Genomic DNA, 15,825 nt, shown 5'->3' with positions numbered 1-15,825 from the left:
GGCCCCGGAAGCCGATCAGCCCCGGCCGTCGATCAGCTCCCCGTACGCCTGGACGAGGTCCGGCAGCCGCAGCGTGGCCAGGTCCTCCCGGCCCGGCGACTCGCGCAGCAGCGACAGCCGCAGGTCCCGGTAGGCGCAGGACTTCTCGTACAGGGTGCGGATGAACCGGCCGTTGCCCAGCTCGTCGATCCAGCCCTCGCGGACGACGTGGGTGCAGATGCTGGCCAGCTCCTCGGCGGCGTCCTCGTCCCAGCCGTCGCCGTCCCGGCCGGCCAGCGCCGCGCCGATCGCGGTCAGCTCGCCGGGGCGGTAGCTCGGGAAGTCGACCCGGGTGGTGAAGCGGGAGTTGAGGCCGGGGTTGGTGGCGAGCAGCCGGTTCATGCCCTCGGGGTAGCCGGCCAGGATCACCACCAGCCGGTCCCGGTTGTCCTCGGCGCGCTTGAGCAGCACCTGCAGCGCCTCGTCGCCGTACGCGTCGCCCTTGGTGTAGCCGGAGTTGGAGAGGCTGTAGGCCTCGTCGATGAACAGCACGCCGTCCAGCGCGGAGTCGATCAGTTCGTTCGCCTTGACCGCGGTCTGGCCGAGGAACTCGCCCACCAGGTCGGCGCGCTGGGCCTCCACGAGGTGGTCGCCGGAGAGCAGGCCGAGGGCGTGGAAGACCCGGCCGAGGATGCGGGCCACGGTGGTCTTGCCGGTGCCGGAGGGGCCGGAGAAGACGAAGTGGCGCTTGGGCGGCTGGACCGGCAGGCCCTGCTCGGCCCGGAGCCGGGACATTCTCAACTGGGCCGACAGTGCGCGCACTTGGCGCTTGACCGGCTCCATGCCGACCATCAGCGAGAGCTCGGCCAGGGCGGCGTCCAACTCGCGCTCGTCACCGTCCGGCCGGGGTGCGGGCCCGGCGGCGGTCCGGGGCTGCGTCTGGCCGCGGACGGGCAGCGGCGGCGCGGCCGGGGCGGCCGGGGCGCCCGAACCGGACCGCTCCCCGGCGGCCTGCGGGGCGCCGTCCGGCAACGCCCCGTCGAGCGGGCCGCCGTCGAGCGGGGCTCCGCCGGGCAGTAACCCGGCCCCGGCCCCGGCGCCGGCGTCCGTCGGCACGCCGTCCGGCGCGGGCCCGTCCACCAGGCCGGCATCCACCAGACCGCAGTCGACCGGGCCGGCGTCCATCAGTCCGGCGTCCGCCAGTCCGGCGTCCACGAGGGGCCCGCCGCCCAGCACCCCGTCGCCGGAGACGGTCGCGCCGCCCTGCCCGGCCCCGGGCTCCTCGCCGTACCCCGGACCGGGCCCGTACCCGACGTCGTCCAGGAACCCCGCCTCGACGTCCGGCCCGCCGTCGCCACCCGCCTCGCCCCCGCCGCCGGCCGGGCTCCCGCCCGCCAGCAGCCCGTCCGCGAGCGCGTCCTCGGCCGCGATGGCGGCCAGCCGGGTCGCGGTGTCCATGAACGCCGGGTCCGCTCGGTGTACCGCCCGGTAGAGCGGCAGCGCCGCCGCGCTGCGCCCGGCGCCCTCGTACGCCCGGGCCAGCCAGTACCGCAGCTCCTTGCGCTGCGGCTGCTCGGAGCGGCAGCGGGCCAGCGAGGCGGCCAGCGGCGCCTGGGCCTGTGCGCACATGTCGAGGCGCACCCGCGCCATGCCCGCGAACAGCCCGGACTCGATGCCGAGCAGCGGGTCGTCCAGCAGCCGGTCGGTGTCCCGGATCAGCTGCTCCCAGTCCTTGAGCAGGTAGGAGCGGCAGGCGTACAGGAACCGGGCGGACGGGTCCTCGCTGGGGGCCGGGCACTGCTCCAACGCCCGGTCCAGCTCGGCGAGATGGCGGCCGTCCAGCCAGTGCGAGGCGTGCGCCAGCGCGAGGTCGCGGGCGTCCTCCAGGACGGGCTGCACCCACCAGCCCAGCCAGTACCAGGAGCTGAGCGGCCGTCCGTGCAGGCGCCGCTGCTCGCCGAACCGCTTCTGGTGGCGGTACATCGCCAGCAGGGCCGCCGAGGTGTCGCTGCGCAGCGCGTGCAGGCCGAGCCAGGCGTCGGCCATGCCGGGGTCCAGCCGGACGGCCGCCCGGAACTCCTCCTCGGCCCGCGCGTACGCACCGGCCGTGTAGGCGTCCATGGCGCGCAGCCAGGCCCGGTCGGCGAGTCGGTCCGGGCCGCCCGCCGTGCTGTCGGAACTGTCCAGCGTCGTCACTCACGCCCCCCGCGGTGTGGCCCGGGGCTCGGCCGGCGAGTCGCGTGCGTACAGCCTGGCCGGTGGTCGTCGAGCCCCTGCGGCGCATATGCGCCTGCCAGGAATCGTACCGGCGCCGGGCTGATCCGGAAGGGTGCCGCACGGGGTCAAATACGATCGCGCGCGCGGTCGTTGAGCGCTCGGGCGCCGAAACGGGCGGCGGGGGAGCGAGATTCGGAAGGGGACCGGACGGCGCCCCCGGCTCACGGGGGAACAAGCCGGGGACGCCGGGTCCGATGCGGCCGGACGCTTTCGTTCCGGCGGCTGAGGAGAACCTAGATCCTGGTGATGTCGCAGGTCAAGGCGCTTGTTGAAGGTTCACCGACGGTGCCCGGCGCGATCCGGCCGGTCACCCCGTCGACCCGCGTCACGGCGTACGGGCGGCTCGGGTCGGTGGCGAAATGCGCCGATTCGGCCCGCGCCCAGCCCGCCCAGAACTCGGCCAGATCCGGACCGTCCCGCTCCTCGCCGCGCCGACGGGCCGCGTCGGCGTCCAGCTCCATCCAGATCACCCGGGCCAGCCACGGCCGCACCGCCCGCCGCCCCGCGCCGACCCCCTCGACCAGCACCACCGGGGCGGCCGGCACCTCGGCCGTGCCCGCGAAGCGCCGCAGCGTCCAGTCGTACACCCGGTACGCGGTGTCCCGCCCGGCCGCCAGCGGCTCCAGCACCTGCTCGCGCAGCCGCCCGGTCCACCCGAAGGGCTCCTCGTGGGTGGCCAGGTCGTCGAGGTGGACCACCGGAGCCCCGCCGAGCACCCCCGCCAGCCGCCCGGCGAAGGTCGTCTTGCCGGAGCCCGCGTGCCCGTCCACCGCGACCAGCCGCACCGGCCCGCAGGACGGCGGCAGCGCGCGCAGCTCCGCCGCGAGCGCGCTCAGCGCGTCGCCGGGAGTGCACCGGGCATGGGTGGGGAGGGTTCCGGAAGCAGCCACATCGTCAACCCTACGGTGCCGTAGCCCACCACTGCGGACAGTTCATCTGTGCAGGTCGTGACGGCAGCGCGGGTTTGGGGCATACTCGCCTTCGCCATGACTGTGAACGGCCGTTCACCGCAACCCGGTGCCGGTCGGTCCGACCTGCCCCACCCGCGCCGGACCCGCCAAACCTCGGCCCGGCGCCCGATCGAGGAGGCGACCGCCGCCATGACCCCGTCCCCTGTGAAAGCCGTGGAGCGCCAGCTGCCCAGTGACGAGGCGCGCGAGCTGCTGAGCCTCACCCGGGACCTGGTGCAGCGCGAGCTGCAGCCGCGCGCGGCGGAGGACGAGGCCGCCGGCCGCTTCCCGCGGGAGGTCTTCCGCACCCTCGGCGAGGCCGGCCTGCTCTCCCTCCCGTACGACGAGAAGTACGGCGGCGGCGAGCAGCCCTACGAGGTGTACCTGCAGGTCCTGGAGGAGCTCTCGGCCGGCTGGCTGGCCGTCGGCCTCGGCGTCAGCGTGCACACCCTCTCCTGCCACGCGCTGGCCACCTTCGGCACCGACGAGCAGCGCGACAAGTGGCTGCCCGGCATGCTCTCCGGCGAGCAGCTCGGCGCCTACTGCCTCTCCGAGCCGCAGTCCGGCTCGGACGCGGCCGCGCTGCGCACCCGCGCCGACCTCGACGGCGAGGCGTACGTGGTGAACGGCACCAAGGCGTGGATCACCCACGGCGGGCAGGCCGACTTCTACAGCGCCCTGGTGCGCACCGGCGTCGACGGCCCCAAGGGGATCAGCTGCCTGCTGGTCCCGGGCGCCCAGCAGGGCCTGTCGTCGGCCCCGCCGGAGCACAAGATGGGCATGCGCTCCTCGCCGACCGCCCAGCTGCACTTCGACGGCGCCCGGGTCCCCCGCGAGCGGCTGGTCGGCGAGGAGGGCCAGGGCTTCCAGATCGCGCTCGCCGCGCTGGACTCCGGCCGCCTCGGCATCGCCGCCTGCGCGATCGGCGTCGCCCAGGCCGCGCTCGACCTCGCCGTCGACTACGCGCGCACCCGGCGCCAGTTCGGCCGTTCGATCGCCGAGTTCCAGGGCCTGTCCTTCATGCTCGCCGACATGGCCACCCAGATCGAGGCGGGCCGCGCGCTCTACCTGTCCGCCGCGCGCCTGAAGGACGCCGGCCGGCCGTTCTCCAAGGAGGCGGCGATGGCCAAGCTGTTCTGCACCGACACGGTGATGCGGGTGACCACCGACGCCGTCCAGGTGCTCGGCGGCTACGGCTACACGCAGGACTTCCCGGCCGAGCGCTTCATGCGCGAGGCCAAGGTGCTGCAGATCGTCGAGGGCACCAACCAGATCCAGCGCCTGGTGATCGGCCGCCACCTCACCAAGGGCTGACGTCCGGCCGCAGGACGCCCGACCGCGGGGTGTCGCCCGACCGCAGGGCGACACCCGTCGAGGGCGGACGCCCGACGAAGGCCCGCTGCCGGGGACGGCCCGGGTCTTCCCCCCAACGGCCTCCGGCCGTCACTCCAGGGTGCGGAGTGACGACCGGAGGCATTCGACTTTTCTGACGGAGAATCAACTCCCCTGCGCGGGGCGGGCGGTCAGCGCCGGACGAGACGGCGGCGCTGCTCCGGGATCGAGCGGAGCGCGGCGACGGTCGGGGCCGAGGGCACGGGCGGCACGGACTGGCCGATGGCCGCGATTCGCACCGGGCAGTGCGCCACCGCGTGCGAGAACGGCTGGGTGCGCCAGTCCAGCCCGTTCGGGAGGCTGAACAGCGCGTCGAACCCGGTCGGTTCGGTGTCCTCCGGGGCCTCCACCTCCGCCAGGTCGTCGGTGGGCGCGCCCGAACCCGGGCAGATCGCGGGGGCGAAGGGGTTCCAGGCGGTCGGCAGCAGGGCGTGCTGCGGCAGCCGCTCCTCGTCCGCCACCAGGGCGATCGGACGGCGGCACTCGGGGCAGTGGACCCGGAAGATCTCCCAGGTCTCGGCCTCGCCAGGATCGGTGCCCGGCGCGTGGTCGACCGCGAGGTCGTCGCGGCCGGTCGTATCGTCGGTCTCGTCGGCGCCCAGCACGCGCTGGTCAGTAGCAGGCATGAGGATCCCCCTAGGATCGGGCCCGGCGTGGTCATCCAGGGCCACAACCAGCACTTCCCTGTGACACGGACTCATAACCCTGCGGTGCCGTGCACCGCGATGCACCGGGTGTGTCCTTGGCCACACCGGCTGCCACATGCACCCGGCACGTGCCCGCGCAGTACCTGCGATCTCCCTCCGTGCCACCGCGTGCGCCCCCCGTGCACCCGACCGGGTAGGTTTGCCGACTGTGGAGGATCTAGACCAACGCATCGTCCAGCTGCTCCTTGAGGACGGCCGGATGAGCTACACGGACCTGGGCAAGGCCACCGGCCTGTCCACCTCGGCGGTGCACCAGCGCGTGCGCCGCCTCGAACAGCGCGGGGTGATCCGCGGCTACACCGCGATCGTCGACCCCGACGCCGTCGACCTGGCGCTGACCGCGTTCATCTCGGTCAAGCCCTTCGACCCCAGCGCCCCGGACGACACCCCCGAACGCCTCGCCGGCCTGCCCGAGATCGAGGCCTGCCACAGCGTCGCCGGCGACGAGAACTACATCCTCAAGGTGCGCGTCGGCGCCCCCGGCGACCTGGAGGACCTGCTCGCCCGCATCCGCAGCGCCGCCGGGGTCTCCACCCGCACCACCGTCGTGCTCTCCACGCCGTACGAGGCACGACCCCCGAAGCTCTGAGCCCGAACGGGCGAGGTGCAGACTTGGCCGCATGACCGAACGCACCCTCCCTCCTGGCCCGACCTCGGGCAGGAGGGGCCCCCGAACCGTCCTGCTGCGCGGCGGCGCCGTCTACAGCCCCGCCGACCCGTTCGCCACCGCGATGCTCGTCGAGGGCGAGCACATCGCCTGGGTCGGCAGCGACGGCGCCGCCGAGGCGTACGCCGCGACCGCCGACGAGATCGTCGAGCTGGCCGGTGCCCTGGTCACCCCCGCCTTCGTCGACGCCCACGTGCACGCCACCGCCACCGGACTGGCGCTCACCGGCCTCGACCTCACCGGCAGCCCCTCGCTGGCCGCCACCCTGGAGGCCGTCAGCGCCTTCGTCGACGCCCGGGCCGAGTCCGGCGGGGTCCTGATCGGCCACGGCTGGGACGAGACCGGCTGGCCCGAGGGCCGCCCGCCGACGCTCGCCGAACTCGACGCCGCCGCCCGGGGCGCCGCGCTCTACCTCTCCCGCACCGACGTGCACTCCGCGCTCGCCACCAGTGCGCTGCGCACCCTCACCGAGGGCCTCGCCGAGCGGCCCGGGTACGCCCCCGAGGGCCCGCTGACCAAGGACGCGCACCACGCCGTCCGGCAGACCGCGCTCGCCCGCCTCACCCCCGAGCAGCGCCGCCGCGCCCAGCACGCCACCCTGGCCCGCGCCGCCGAACTCGGCATCGGCGCCCTGCACGAGTGCGCCGGCCCGGAGATCTCCTCCGAACAGGACCTGACCGCCCTCCTGGCCCTGGCCGCCGAGGGCGAGGGGCCCGAGGTCTTCGGCTACTGGGGCGAGTCGGGCGGGGTCGAGACGGCCCGCCGGCTCGGCGCGGTGGGCGCCGGCGGCGACCTCTTCGTGGACGGCGCGCTCGGCTCGCGCACCGCCTGCCTGCACAGCCCGTACGCCGACGCCGAGCACACCGGCACCGCCTACCTGACCGCCGGTCAGGTGGCCGACCACGTCGCCGCCTGCACCGAGGCCGGGCTGCAGGCCGGCTTCCACGCGATCGGCGACGCCGCTGTGGCAGCGGTCATCGAGGGCGTCCGGGCGGCCGGCGAGCGGGTCGGCGCCGACCGGGTCAGGGCCCTGCGCCACCGCGTCGAGCACGCCGAGGCGCTGGACGACGAGTCCATCAAGGCCTTCGGTGAACTCGGCCTCACCGCCTCCGTGCAGCCCGCCTTCGACGCCGCCTGGGGCGGCCCGGAGGGCATGTACGTCCAGCGCCTGGGCGCCGAGCGGGCCGCCGCGCTCAACCCCTTCGCCGCCCTGCTGCGGGCCGGCGTCCCGCTGGCCTTCGGCTCGGACGCCCCGGTCACCCCGCTCGACCCCTGGGGCACCGTACGGGCGGCGGCCTTCCACCGGACCCCGGAGCACCGGATCTCGGTGCGCGCCGCCTTCACCGCCCACACCCGCGGCGGCTGGCGTGCGATCGGCCGCGACCAGGACGGCGTCCTGGTGCCCGGGGCCGTCGCCAGCTACGCGATCTGGGCCGCCGGGGACCTGGTCGTCCAGGCCCCCGACTCGCGGGTGGCCGGCTGGTCCACCGACCCGCGCTCCGGCACCCCCGGCCTGCCCGACCTCACCCCGGGCCACCCGCTGCCGACGTGCCTGCGCACGGTGGTCCGCGGCCGCACCGTCCACCAGCGCTGAACCCGGGCGTCCGCGCCGGACGGGCACCGGCGCCGAACCGGGCGCCGGCGTCCGACCGGATGCGGTGCCCGACCGGATGCGGCGCTTAACCGGGTGAGGACGCGGCGCACCGGCCCGTAGGTTGACCACCATGACGACCGACCCGCTGGTGCCCGCCGACTTCGCCGTCCCCCACGAGCTGCTCGCCCCGGAGTTCCGCCTGGAGCCCCTGGGCGAGCAGCACAACGCCTCCGACCACGCCGCCTGGACCGGCAGCATCGGGCACATCCGCGCCACCCCCGGCTTCGTCGGCGGCAACTGGCCGCCCGTGGACGGGATGCCGCCGGAGGAGAACCTGGCCGACCTGCGCCGCCACGCCGCCGACTTCGCCGCCCGCACCGGCTTCACCTACACCGTCCTGGAGCCGGCGGGCGGCGAGGTGATCGGCTGCGTCTACATCTACCCGGACCGCGAGGACCCGTCGGTGGTCGCCGTCAGCTCCTGGGTCCGGGCCGACCGCGCCGAGCTGGACGCCCCGCTCCACCGCGCCGTCTCCGACTGGCTCGCCGAGCACTGGCCGCTGGGCCCGATCCGCTACGCCGAGCGCTGACCACCGGGAAGCCCCGGGCCCCTACCACCCTCACCTCACGTCGCACCGACGTTCCGGGGTACCTTCTTCGCACAGCGTCCGAACAGCAAGCCCCCAGGAAGATGGTGCGCCGGTGGCCATTCCCGTCACCCAGGAGCGGTCCGGGACCGCGCCCGCGTCCGAGGAGCCGGCGCCCCGACCGGGCCGCGGTGCCCGTGCGCTCGCCAAGGTCCGTGCCGGGCTGCCCCGGACCGGCCTGGCGGCGCTGGCCGGCCTGCTGCTCGCCCTCGCCTTCCCGCCGTACGACCTCTGGCCGCTGTCCCTGCTCGGCGTCGCCGCGCTGTCGCTGCTCACCCGGGGCCGCACCTTCCGCCAGGGCCTGTGGACGGGCTTCGCCTTCGGCCTGCCGTTCTTCCTGATGCTGCTCAGCTGGCTGCGGGTGGTCGGCTGGGACGCCACGGTCGGCCTGTCCGTCGTCGAGGCGCTGTTCCTGGCCCTCCTCGGCGGCGCCCTGGCCGTCACCTCCCGGCTGCCCGGCTGGCCGCTCTGGGCGGCCTGCCTGTGGATCACCCAGGAGTGGGCCCGTGACCGGCTGCCGCTCGGCGGCTTCCCCTGGGGCCGGCTCGCCTTCGCCAACACCGCCACCCCGTACACCCCGCTCGCCGCGCTCGGGGGCGCGCCGCTGGTGACCTTCGCGGTCGCCCTCTCCGGTGCCCTGCTCGCCTGGGCCGCGCTGCGCCTGCGGGGCCCGCGCAGGGCCCCGAGGGCAGCCGCGCTGGCGGCGCTCGGCGCGGTCGCCGCGCTGCTCGCCGGCTACGTCGTCCCGGTGCCCACCGCCGCGGCCGACACGGTGAAGGTCGCCATCGTCCAGGGCAACGTGCCCAACCCCGGCATGGACTTCCTCGGCCGCCCGATGATGGTGCTCAACAACCACGCCTCGGCCACCGAGCGCCTGGCCGCCGACATCGCCGCCGGCAACGTGCAGCGCCCCGACGTCGTGATCTGGCCGGAGAACTCCTCCGACCTCGACCCGTTCAGCGACCCGCTGGCCTACGAGCGCATCGACGAGGCCGTCAAGGCGATCGGCGTGCCCACCCTGGTCGGCACCCTGGTGGACGGCCCGGACGCGCAGCACGTCCAGAACGAGGGCATCGTCTGGGACCCGCGGAGCGGCCCCGGTGCCTCCTACACCAAGCAGCACCCCGTGCCGTTCGGCGAGTACGTGCCCTTCCGCGCCCAGCTGATGAAGGTGATCACCCGCCTCCAGCGGGTCGCCCGGGACTTCTACCCCGGCGACCACAACGGCGTGATGCAGCTCGGCCCGGCCCGGATCGGCGACGTCATCTGCTTCGAGGTGGCCTACGACGAGATCGTCCGCGACACCGTGGACAGCGGCGCCCGCGTCCTGGTGGTCCAGACCAACAACGCGACGTACGCCAAGACCGGCCAGCCCGAGCAGCAGCTCGCGATGAGCCGGCTGCGGGCCGTCGAGCACGGCCGGGCGGTGCTGATCGCCGCCACCAGCGGCATCAGCGCGGTGATCTCCCCGGACGGCACCGTCGAGCAGCGCACCCAGGAGCTGACGCCCGCCGAGCTGTCGGCGACCGTCCCGCTGCGCGACGGCACCACGGTGGCCGACCGGGTCGGCGCCGCCCCGGAGTGGACCCTGGCCATCGGCGGCCTGCTGGCCTGCGGTGCCGCGGTGCTGGTCGGACGCCGTCGGAAGGCCACCGGCGGAACACCGGCCGGGCAGGATTCGTTGGACCAGGTGGTGCCGTAGCCGGCCCGGATCTCCCGTGCGGCGCGCAGAGCACCGCTTGGAGTGGATTCGTACCGTGACGCAGCAAGCTACCCCCACCCGTCCGGCCCCGCGCGGCAGGCTCCGCCGGGTGCTGCCGCTGCTGATCACCGTCTGGCTGGTGCTGGAGATCTGGCTGCTGGTCCAGGTCGGCTCGTGGCTGGGCGGGTTCACCGTCCTGCTGCTGCTCGTCGCGGGCGCCCTGATCGGTGGCTCGCTGATCAAGCGGGCCGGGCTGAAGGCGTTCTCGGCGGCGGTCGAGCAGAGCAAGAACCCGCAGTCCCAGCAGCCGCAGACCGGCACCAGCATGACGGTGCTGGCGGGCGTCCTGCTGATCGTCCCCGGGTTCCTGTCGGACCTGCTGGCCCTGACCCTGCTGTTCCCGCCGACCCGGGCACTGTGGCGGGCGGCCGGGCGCCGGCTCGCCGACAAGGCGCTGCGCAGCGCCGGCGCCGTCGGCGCCGACCCGTTCGCGGACGCGATGCGGCTGCAGGAGCAGCTGCGCATCCACCGTCCGGACGGCAAGGTGATCCAGGGCGAGGTCGTCGAGCCCGAGGCGGGCCCGCGCGGCCCGCAGGGCCCGGACACCACCTACCGCCCGCCGATCGCGGGCTGACCGCCCGACCACCGGCCCGGGGCCCGCAGGCCCCGGGCCGAGCCGCATGCCTCTCCGGGACCCCGGAGGACGTGACCCGACCGGCCCCGGACAGCGCGAAAGGGACCCTGGAAACCAGGGCCCCTTTTCGCGTCCTCCCGCACTGGGCGGGAGCGAGGTCAGGCGCTCTTACGGGTGTCCCGCGGGTGCACCGCGAGGTTCATCCCTCCGGAGCGGAGCACGGCCAGCCGCTCGGCCAGCACCTCCTCCAGCTCCTCGCGCGTCCGGCGCTCCATCAGCATGTCCCAATGGGTGCGCGTCGGCTTGGTCTTCTTCTCCTCCGGCTCGTCACCGTCGAGAAGTGCCGCCTCCTGGCCACAGAAGCGACATTCCCAGGTCGGGGGGATCTCCGCCTCGACCGAGAAAGGAACCTCGAATCGGTGTCCGTTCTGACATGCGTACTCGACGGTCTGGCGGGGAGCCAGATCGATACCACGGTCGGTCTCGTAGCTAGTGGCCCCGAGTCGCGTGCCGCGGAGAGCTCGCTCGCTCATGAATCGTGCCTCCCGGGCTTATGGCCCACAGGACTAGTGGTCGCTGTTCTTCGTCGTTCGGTCAACGCTCGGCTTCCGACGAAGATTCCCGTCCCGGGACATGCGTCGTCTGTCGTGCCGCCCCTGTTTGTACCCACCTGCGCCCGATTTGTCACATCTGGCCGCTGATATCACCCCAGGTGTCACCTATTTCACATCTGGTGATCGTGGGGACTTTCTGTGTCGAGCGTACCGGGACGGGTTCCGACAGCGTCCGTCGGCCCCGTCCCGGCGCTGCGAGGGGTCAGGAGATCGGGCGCGATCGGATCATCGGCTCGCCCTTGGCGAGGTCGACCGGCCGGGCCTGCGGGGCCGGGTCGACCGGTGCGCCCAGCGGCGGGCGCTCCGGGCGGGGCGGCACGCCGGCGGCCGCCTCGGTGCGGGTGTCGCGGTGCGGCAGCAGGGCGATCACGGCGTCCCGCAGCGCGGCCGGGGCCTCGTCGTCCAGCGGGTCGACGGTCGCCGGCACCTGCAGCCGGGCCGGGGCGCCGTTGCCGATCCGGGCGTAGCCGCGGCCGACCGGGGCGTGCGCGGCGGGCACGATGTCCAGCGGCGCGCCGAGCGCGGCCCGGGCCTCGTCCGGCCCGGCCGGGCCGAGCACCACGCGGGCCCGGGTGGTGGAGCGGACGGTCGGGGTGATCCGGTCCCGGGCCTCGACGTCCTCGGCGATCACGACGGTGACCCGGGCGGCCCGGCCGTGCCGCAGCGGGAGCTCCAGCAGGTCCTGCGGGTCGGGGCGGCCCTCGGCCTGGGCGAGCTCGCTCAGCTCGGTCGGGTGGTCCAGCAGCAGCCACAGCGGCCGGGTGGCGTCCTCGGGCGGGGTGGAGCCGGCGCGCCGGGCGGCGTTGAGCGCGGTGAGCCGGCGTTCGGTCTCCTGGGCCGCCCACTCCAGGGCGGCCAGGGCGCCGTGCAGGCTGGTCTCCACGGTGTGCACGCCGGGCCGGTTCACCAGGCAGGCGTGCTCGCCGGTGCCCGCGCCGTCGACGACCACCAGGTCGGCGTACGGGAGGGCCTGCAGCGCGATCGAGCGGAGCAGGCTGGAGGTGCCGTAGCCGGCGACGCCGAGCGCCAGCAGGTGCGGCTCGGAGGAGCGCGGGCCGGTGCGCCAGACCACCGGCGGCTGCTGGACGGTCGTGCCGCCCTGGGTGACGGGGATCGTCCGGGCGGTGCCGTCCTCGTCGGTGAAGCCCAGCACGATCTCGCCGGGGGCGGCCACGAACCGCTGGGCGACGACGTCGGTGGGCAGCGGGGCGAGCGCGGTGATCCGCAGCCGGTTGGACTCCTCGTCCCAGTCGAAGCGGTACTCCCGGGCCCGGCCGGCCTTGCCCTGGACGACCTGCTCGATCCGGGCCCGGGCGGCCGGCTCGGTGTCGGTGAAGTACGCGGGGTAGCCGAGTTCGAGCCGGGAGAGCCGGCCCTCGCCGTCGAACTCCCAGGAGCCGAAGACGTCCTTGTAGCTGCCCTCGAAGTGGTACATCGGGTTGGCGTCGTCGGGGCCGCACAGGTACGGGGTGAGGGCGGCGTAGAGGGCGCCGAGCTTGACGTCGGCGACGTCCGGCGCGGCCGGGGCGGACGGCGCCTTGGGCGCCCGGCCGGCCCAGGCGGCGCTGGCCATCAGGCCGACCAGGGCGAACAGCAGGCCGTGCGGCAGCAGGTAGATGCCGACCAGCATCGCGGCGGTCAGGAACAGCGTCGGGCCGCGGCGCTCCTTGGGGGTGGTCTGCCAGCGCCCCTTGGCCCAGGCGGCGTGGTGGCGCATGCCGCGGCCGATGACCGAGAGCGGGGCGAACATGTCGGAGGCGTGGTCCCCGGCGGTCCGGGCGATCTCGCGGCCCTTGCTGAGGTGGCGGTGCAGCGGCAACATTCCTTGACTCCCCGGGCGGGTGGGACGAACGGGTGGGGTGCGGAGGTGGGGTACGACGGGGCCCGGGGCGGTGGGATCCGCGCCCGGGCCGTTACGGGGTGGTGGCGGCTAGAACCTGATGCCGCTGAGCAGGCTCGCGAGGCTGGCGCCGCCCGCGGTGATGCTGGGGGCGATCGACGAGCCGGCGATGTAGAAGCCGAGCAGGGCGCAGACGATGGCGTGGGAGACCTTTAGCCCGTCCCTGCGGAAGAAGAGAAAGGCGATGGTGCCGAACAGGACGATGCCGGAAATCGAGAGGATCACGTTCCGCTCCTCGGGAGGGGGGACAAGCGGGGTGGGTGTTACGGAAAGTGCATTAATCGTGACAAAAAGTAATAGATGATGGAACGGGGCAAACGGGTGGTTCTGCCGTTCAATGCCGTTCCGGAAGCCGGATGGCGGTGTGCGAACCGGCCGGGGTGGGGCCGGTCGCCGCGGGGAAGCCCCGGGGATTCGGTGCGCCCAGGCATTCCCGGGGGGCGGTCGGGAAGTTTCCGGGGGGTCCGGAAAGTTCGCTCGAATGGCTGTGCCACCCGCTCGGACGCGCGTCCGCGCCGGCCCGGGCCGTCATCCGGATCACGGACACCGGCTGGTCCGCTCCGGCGCCGGCCGCTACCGTGCCCTGGGCGCAGCCGCGTGACCGCCCGACGACCCGACCGGAAAGGCCGCCCGCCATGACCGACGCCGCCAGCCAGCAGCCCGCCGACGCCCCCGACGCCGAGGTGATCGCGCTGGCCGGGAAGCTCTTCGACGCCGCCCGCGCGGGGGACACCGACACCCTGGCCGCCTACCTGGGCGCCGGCGCCCCGGCCGACCTCACCAACGACCGCGGCGACACCCTCGTCATGCTCGCCGCGTACCACGGCCACGCCGCCACCGTCGAGGCCCTGCTCCGGCACGGCGCCGACCCGAACCTCGCCAACGACCGCGGCCAGACCCCGCTGGCCGGCGCCGTCTTCAAGGGCGCCGAGGACGTGCTCGCCGCCCTGCTGGCCGGCGGCGCCGACCCGCACGCCGGCACCCCGAGCGCCCTCGACACCGCCCGGATGTTCGGCAAGGAGGACCTGGTCGCCCGGTTCGAGGCCCGCTGAGCGGGGATCGTAGGCTTTTCAACCATGGACACCATCGCCACCGAGGACACCGGAACCGTCGACTTCCGCATCACCGGCTACGCGCACCCCGACGCCCAGGCCCTGTCGGCCGAGGTCCAGCAGGAGTACGTCCGCCGCTACGGCGACCCCGACTTCACCGAGATGAACGCCGAGGACTTCGACGCGCCGGCCGGACTGTTCCTGATCGCCTACCTGGACGGCCGCCCGGTCGCCTGCGGCGGCTGGCGGGCCAAGGAGGCCGGCGGGCCGGACCGGCTGCTCGACGGCGACGCCGAGCTGAAGCGGATGTTCGTGGTCCCGGACGCCCGCGGCCGCGGCCTGGCCCGGGCGGTGCTGCGCCACCTGGAGCGGACCGCGGTCGAGGCCGGCCGCACCAGGTTCATCCTGGAGACCGGCACCCAGCAGCCCGAGGCCATCGCGCTCTACGGGTCCGAGGGCTACGTCGCGATCACCAAGTTCGGGTACTACAAGGACCACCCGCTGGCGGTCTGCCTCGGCAAGGAGCTCGTCGCGGCGGTCTGAGCGGCCGCCCCGCCGGGTAGGCTCCCGTCGCCCTGACGATAGCCCCTGGGGGACGGGATGAGCCAGCGAGGGACGAGCCACCGAGCACCCGGAGCCGACCGGCTCCCCGCCCTGGCCGCGCCCGGCGGGGAGCTGGACCGGCTGGTCCGGGCGGGCGTGCGCAGCGTCGGGGCGGGCGCCGTCTGGGCCGTCGGCGACGCCGGGGGCACGCTCGGCGGCGGCGGCCACGGCCCGCTCGGGCAGGGCCCGTACGCGCGGCTCGCACCCGGGCCGGACACGCTGTACGACCTCGCCAGCCTCACCAAGATCGTCGCGCTCTGGCCCTGCGCCGGGGCGCTGTGGCAGTCCGGGCTGCTGCCGCTGGACGAGCCGCTCGGCCGCTGGTGGCCGCCGGCCGCCGGCCGGCCCGCGGGCGCGGTGACGGCCCGGCACCTCCTCGCCCACACCGCCGGGATGCTCCCGTACACCCGCTTCGAGCAGCTCTACGGGCGCGACCGCGCGGCGATCCGGGCCGGGGTGGTCGCGGCGGCGCTGCACCGCGCGCCCGGCACCGCCGTCGAGTACACCGACCGCGCGGCCGTGCTGCTCACCCACCTGGTCGAGGACCTCGCCGGCGAACCGCTGGACGCCCTCGCCGCGCGCCGGGCCTGGCAGCCGCTCGGCATGGCCGACACCCGGTACGGGCCGCTCGACGCCGCGCTCGCCGAGCGTGCGGCGCCCACCGAGTACGACGAGCGGACCGGCACCCACCTGCGCGGCGTCGTCCACGACCCGTCCGCCCGGCTGCTCGGCGGCGTCTCCGGCAACGCCGGCGCCTTCTCCACCGCCCGCGACCTCGCCCGCTTCCTCACCGCGGTGCTCGCCCCGCCGCCCGGACTCGCCTGGGGCGGGGCGTGGATCGAGGAGTCGCTGCGCGAGCAGACCGGCGGACTGCGGCCCGCCCGGGGCCTGTCCTGGCTGTACGCCCCCGGCACCGAGCCCGCCGACGCCACCTTCGTCCACTACGGCTTCACCGGGACCGGCTTCTGGGTCTCCCGGCGGCTCGGCCGCTGGGCGCTGCTGCTCACCAACAAGGTGCACTACGACCGGGTCACCCAGCCGCTGACCGACCTGCGCAACGCCTACCGGCGGCTGGTGTTCGGCTGAGGGCCGACGGCACTCGTTCGGG

General features: G+C 74.9%; 15 protein-coding genes. 9 read left to right on the top strand and 6 right to left on the bottom strand.

Features of this window, described 5'->3' with window-relative positions; translation table 11 throughout:
- Nucleotides 1-15: 15 nt before the first annotated feature.
- Together ACIRST_RS05150 and ACIRST_RS05145 are read right to left on the bottom strand one after the other, a co-directional pair.
- Nucleotides 16-2,100 (bottom strand): AAA family ATPase, encoded by a 2,085-nt coding sequence (locus ACIRST_RS05150; RefSeq protein WP_402800621.1) that lies wholly within the window; start codon nt 2,098-2,100, stop codon nt 16-18.
- A gap of 389 nt (nt 2,101-2,489) precedes the next feature.
- The gene (locus ACIRST_RS05145; protein WP_402800197.1) at nt 2,490-3,146 is read right to left on the bottom strand and encodes a uridine kinase; all 657 of its coding nucleotides are present in this window, start codon (nt 3,144-3,146) and stop codon (nt 2,490-2,492) included.
- A gap of 210 nt (nt 3,147-3,356) precedes the next feature.
- On the opposite strand from ACIRST_RS05145, the gene ACIRST_RS05140 reads away from it, so the two are divergent.
- Nucleotides 3,357-4,520 (top strand): acyl-CoA dehydrogenase family protein, encoded by a 1,164-nt coding sequence (locus ACIRST_RS05140; RefSeq protein WP_402800196.1) that lies wholly within the window; start codon nt 3,357-3,359, stop codon nt 4,518-4,520.
- A 209-nt stretch (nt 4,521-4,729) separates the two neighbouring features.
- Here the strand turns inward: ACIRST_RS05140 and ACIRST_RS05135 are convergent, their stop codons facing one another.
- Nucleotides 4,730-5,224, bottom strand: a complete 495-nt coding sequence (locus tag ACIRST_RS05135; RefSeq protein WP_350524990.1) for a hypothetical protein — start codon at nt 5,222-5,224, stop codon at nt 4,730-4,732.
- Nucleotides 5,225-5,453: 229 nt separating this feature from the next.
- On the opposite strand from ACIRST_RS05135, the gene ACIRST_RS05130 reads away from it, so the two are divergent.
- The 5 genes from ACIRST_RS05130 (at nt 5,454) to fxsA (ending at nt 10,548) form a co-directional block, all read left to right on the top strand.
- A complete protein-coding gene (locus tag ACIRST_RS05130; RefSeq protein WP_350524989.1) occupies nt 5,454-5,894 on the top strand; it encodes an Lrp/AsnC family transcriptional regulator in 441 nt (146 codons plus the stop codon).
- A gap of 31 nt (nt 5,895-5,925) precedes the next feature.
- Nucleotides 5,926-7,566 (top strand): amidohydrolase, encoded by a 1,641-nt coding sequence (locus ACIRST_RS05125; protein WP_402800194.1) that lies wholly within the window; start codon nt 5,926-5,928, stop codon nt 7,564-7,566.
- Nucleotides 7,567-7,696: 130 nt separating this feature from the next.
- Nucleotides 7,697-8,155: an N-acetyltransferase gene (locus tag ACIRST_RS05120; protein WP_402800193.1), complete on the top strand. Its 459-nt coding sequence runs from the start codon at nt 7,697-7,699 to the stop codon at nt 8,153-8,155.
- A 112-nt stretch (nt 8,156-8,267) separates the two neighbouring features.
- On the top strand, nt 8,268-9,914 hold the full coding sequence (lnt, locus tag ACIRST_RS05115) for an apolipoprotein N-acyltransferase (RefSeq protein WP_402800192.1): 1,647 nt from the start codon (nt 8,268-8,270) through the stop codon (nt 9,912-9,914).
- A 55-nt stretch (nt 9,915-9,969) separates the two neighbouring features.
- Nucleotides 9,970-10,548: an FxsA family membrane protein gene (fxsA, locus tag ACIRST_RS05110; RefSeq protein ID WP_350524985.1), complete on the top strand. Its 579-nt coding sequence runs from the start codon at nt 9,970-9,972 to the stop codon at nt 10,546-10,548.
- A 158-nt stretch (nt 10,549-10,706) separates the two neighbouring features.
- On the opposite strand, the gene ACIRST_RS05105 is transcribed toward fxsA, so the two are convergent.
- From ACIRST_RS05105 to ACIRST_RS05095, 3 genes are all read right to left on the bottom strand, one after another.
- Nucleotides 10,707-11,081, bottom strand: a complete 375-nt coding sequence (locus tag ACIRST_RS05105) for an RNA polymerase-binding protein RbpA (RefSeq protein WP_196949106.1) — start codon at nt 11,079-11,081, stop codon at nt 10,707-10,709.
- 283 nt (nt 11,082-11,364) lie between these two features.
- Complete coding sequence (locus ACIRST_RS05100; protein WP_402800190.1) at nt 11,365-12,984, bottom strand: hypothetical protein; 1,620 nt, start codon at nt 12,982-12,984, stop codon at nt 11,365-11,367.
- Nucleotides 12,985-13,092: 108 nt separating this feature from the next.
- Nucleotides 13,093-13,287, bottom strand: coding sequence for a hypothetical protein (locus tag ACIRST_RS05095; protein WP_188300502.1), 195 nt, complete (start codon nt 13,285-13,287; stop codon nt 13,093-13,095).
- A 410-nt stretch (nt 13,288-13,697) separates the two neighbouring features.
- Here ACIRST_RS05095 and ACIRST_RS05090 point away from each other — a divergent pair, with 410 nt between their 5' ends.
- The 3 genes from ACIRST_RS05090 to ACIRST_RS05080 are packed head-to-tail and all read left to right on the top strand — an operon-like array spanning nt 13,698 to nt 15,803.
- Entirely contained in the window at nt 13,698-14,114 is a 417-nt protein-coding gene (locus ACIRST_RS05090; protein WP_402800187.1) for an ankyrin repeat domain-containing protein, read from the top strand.
- 24 nt (nt 14,115-14,138) lie between these two features.
- Nucleotides 14,139-14,657: a GNAT family N-acetyltransferase gene (locus ACIRST_RS05085; RefSeq protein WP_350524982.1), complete on the top strand. Its 519-nt coding sequence runs from the start codon at nt 14,139-14,141 to the stop codon at nt 14,655-14,657.
- 57 nt (nt 14,658-14,714) lie between these two features.
- Complete coding sequence (locus ACIRST_RS05080; protein ID WP_402800184.1) at nt 14,715-15,803, top strand: serine hydrolase domain-containing protein; 1,089 nt, start codon at nt 14,715-14,717, stop codon at nt 15,801-15,803.
- Nucleotides 15,804-15,825 lie beyond the last annotated feature (22 nt).

The organism is Kitasatospora sp. NPDC101447, assembly GCF_044767225.1.
Lineage (GTDB): Bacteria > Actinomycetota > Actinomycetes > Streptomycetales > Streptomycetaceae > Kitasatospora.
This window is presented reverse-complemented; position numbering and strand designations above follow the sequence as displayed.

Excerpts from the sequence above, each read along its gene's own strand:
- ACIRST_RS05135 (WP_350524990.1), bottom strand. The coding sequence starts at position 5,224 with ATGCCTGCTACTGACCAGCGCGTGCTGGGCGCCGACGAGACCGACGAT.
- ACIRST_RS05120 (WP_402800193.1), top strand. The coding sequence starts at position 7,697 with ATGACGACCGACCCGCTGGTGCCCGCCGACTTCGCCGTCCCCCACGAG.
- ACIRST_RS05090 (WP_402800187.1), top strand. The coding sequence starts at position 13,698 with ATGACCGACGCCGCCAGCCAGCAGCCCGCCGACGCCCCCGACGCCGAG.
- ACIRST_RS05080 (WP_402800184.1), top strand. The coding sequence starts at position 14,715 with ATGAGCCAGCGAGGGACGAGCCACCGAGCACCCGGAGCCGACCGGCTC.
- ACIRST_RS05085 (WP_350524982.1), top strand. The coding sequence starts at position 14,139 with ATGGACACCATCGCCACCGAGGACACCGGAACCGTCGACTTCCGCATC.
- ACIRST_RS05105 (WP_196949106.1), bottom strand. The coding sequence starts at position 11,081 with ATGAGCGAGCGAGCTCTCCGCGGCACGCGACTCGGGGCCACTAGCTAC.
- ACIRST_RS05125 (WP_402800194.1), top strand. The coding sequence starts at position 5,926 with ATGACCGAACGCACCCTCCCTCCTGGCCCGACCTCGGGCAGGAGGGGC.
- ACIRST_RS05150 (WP_402800621.1), bottom strand. The coding sequence starts at position 2,100 with ATGGACGCCTACACGGCCGGTGCGTACGCGCGGGCCGAGGAGGAGTTC.
- ACIRST_RS05100 (WP_402800190.1), bottom strand. The coding sequence starts at position 12,984 with ATGTTGCCGCTGCACCGCCACCTCAGCAAGGGCCGCGAGATCGCCCGG.
- ACIRST_RS05140 (WP_402800196.1), top strand. The coding sequence starts at position 3,357 with ATGACCCCGTCCCCTGTGAAAGCCGTGGAGCGCCAGCTGCCCAGTGAC.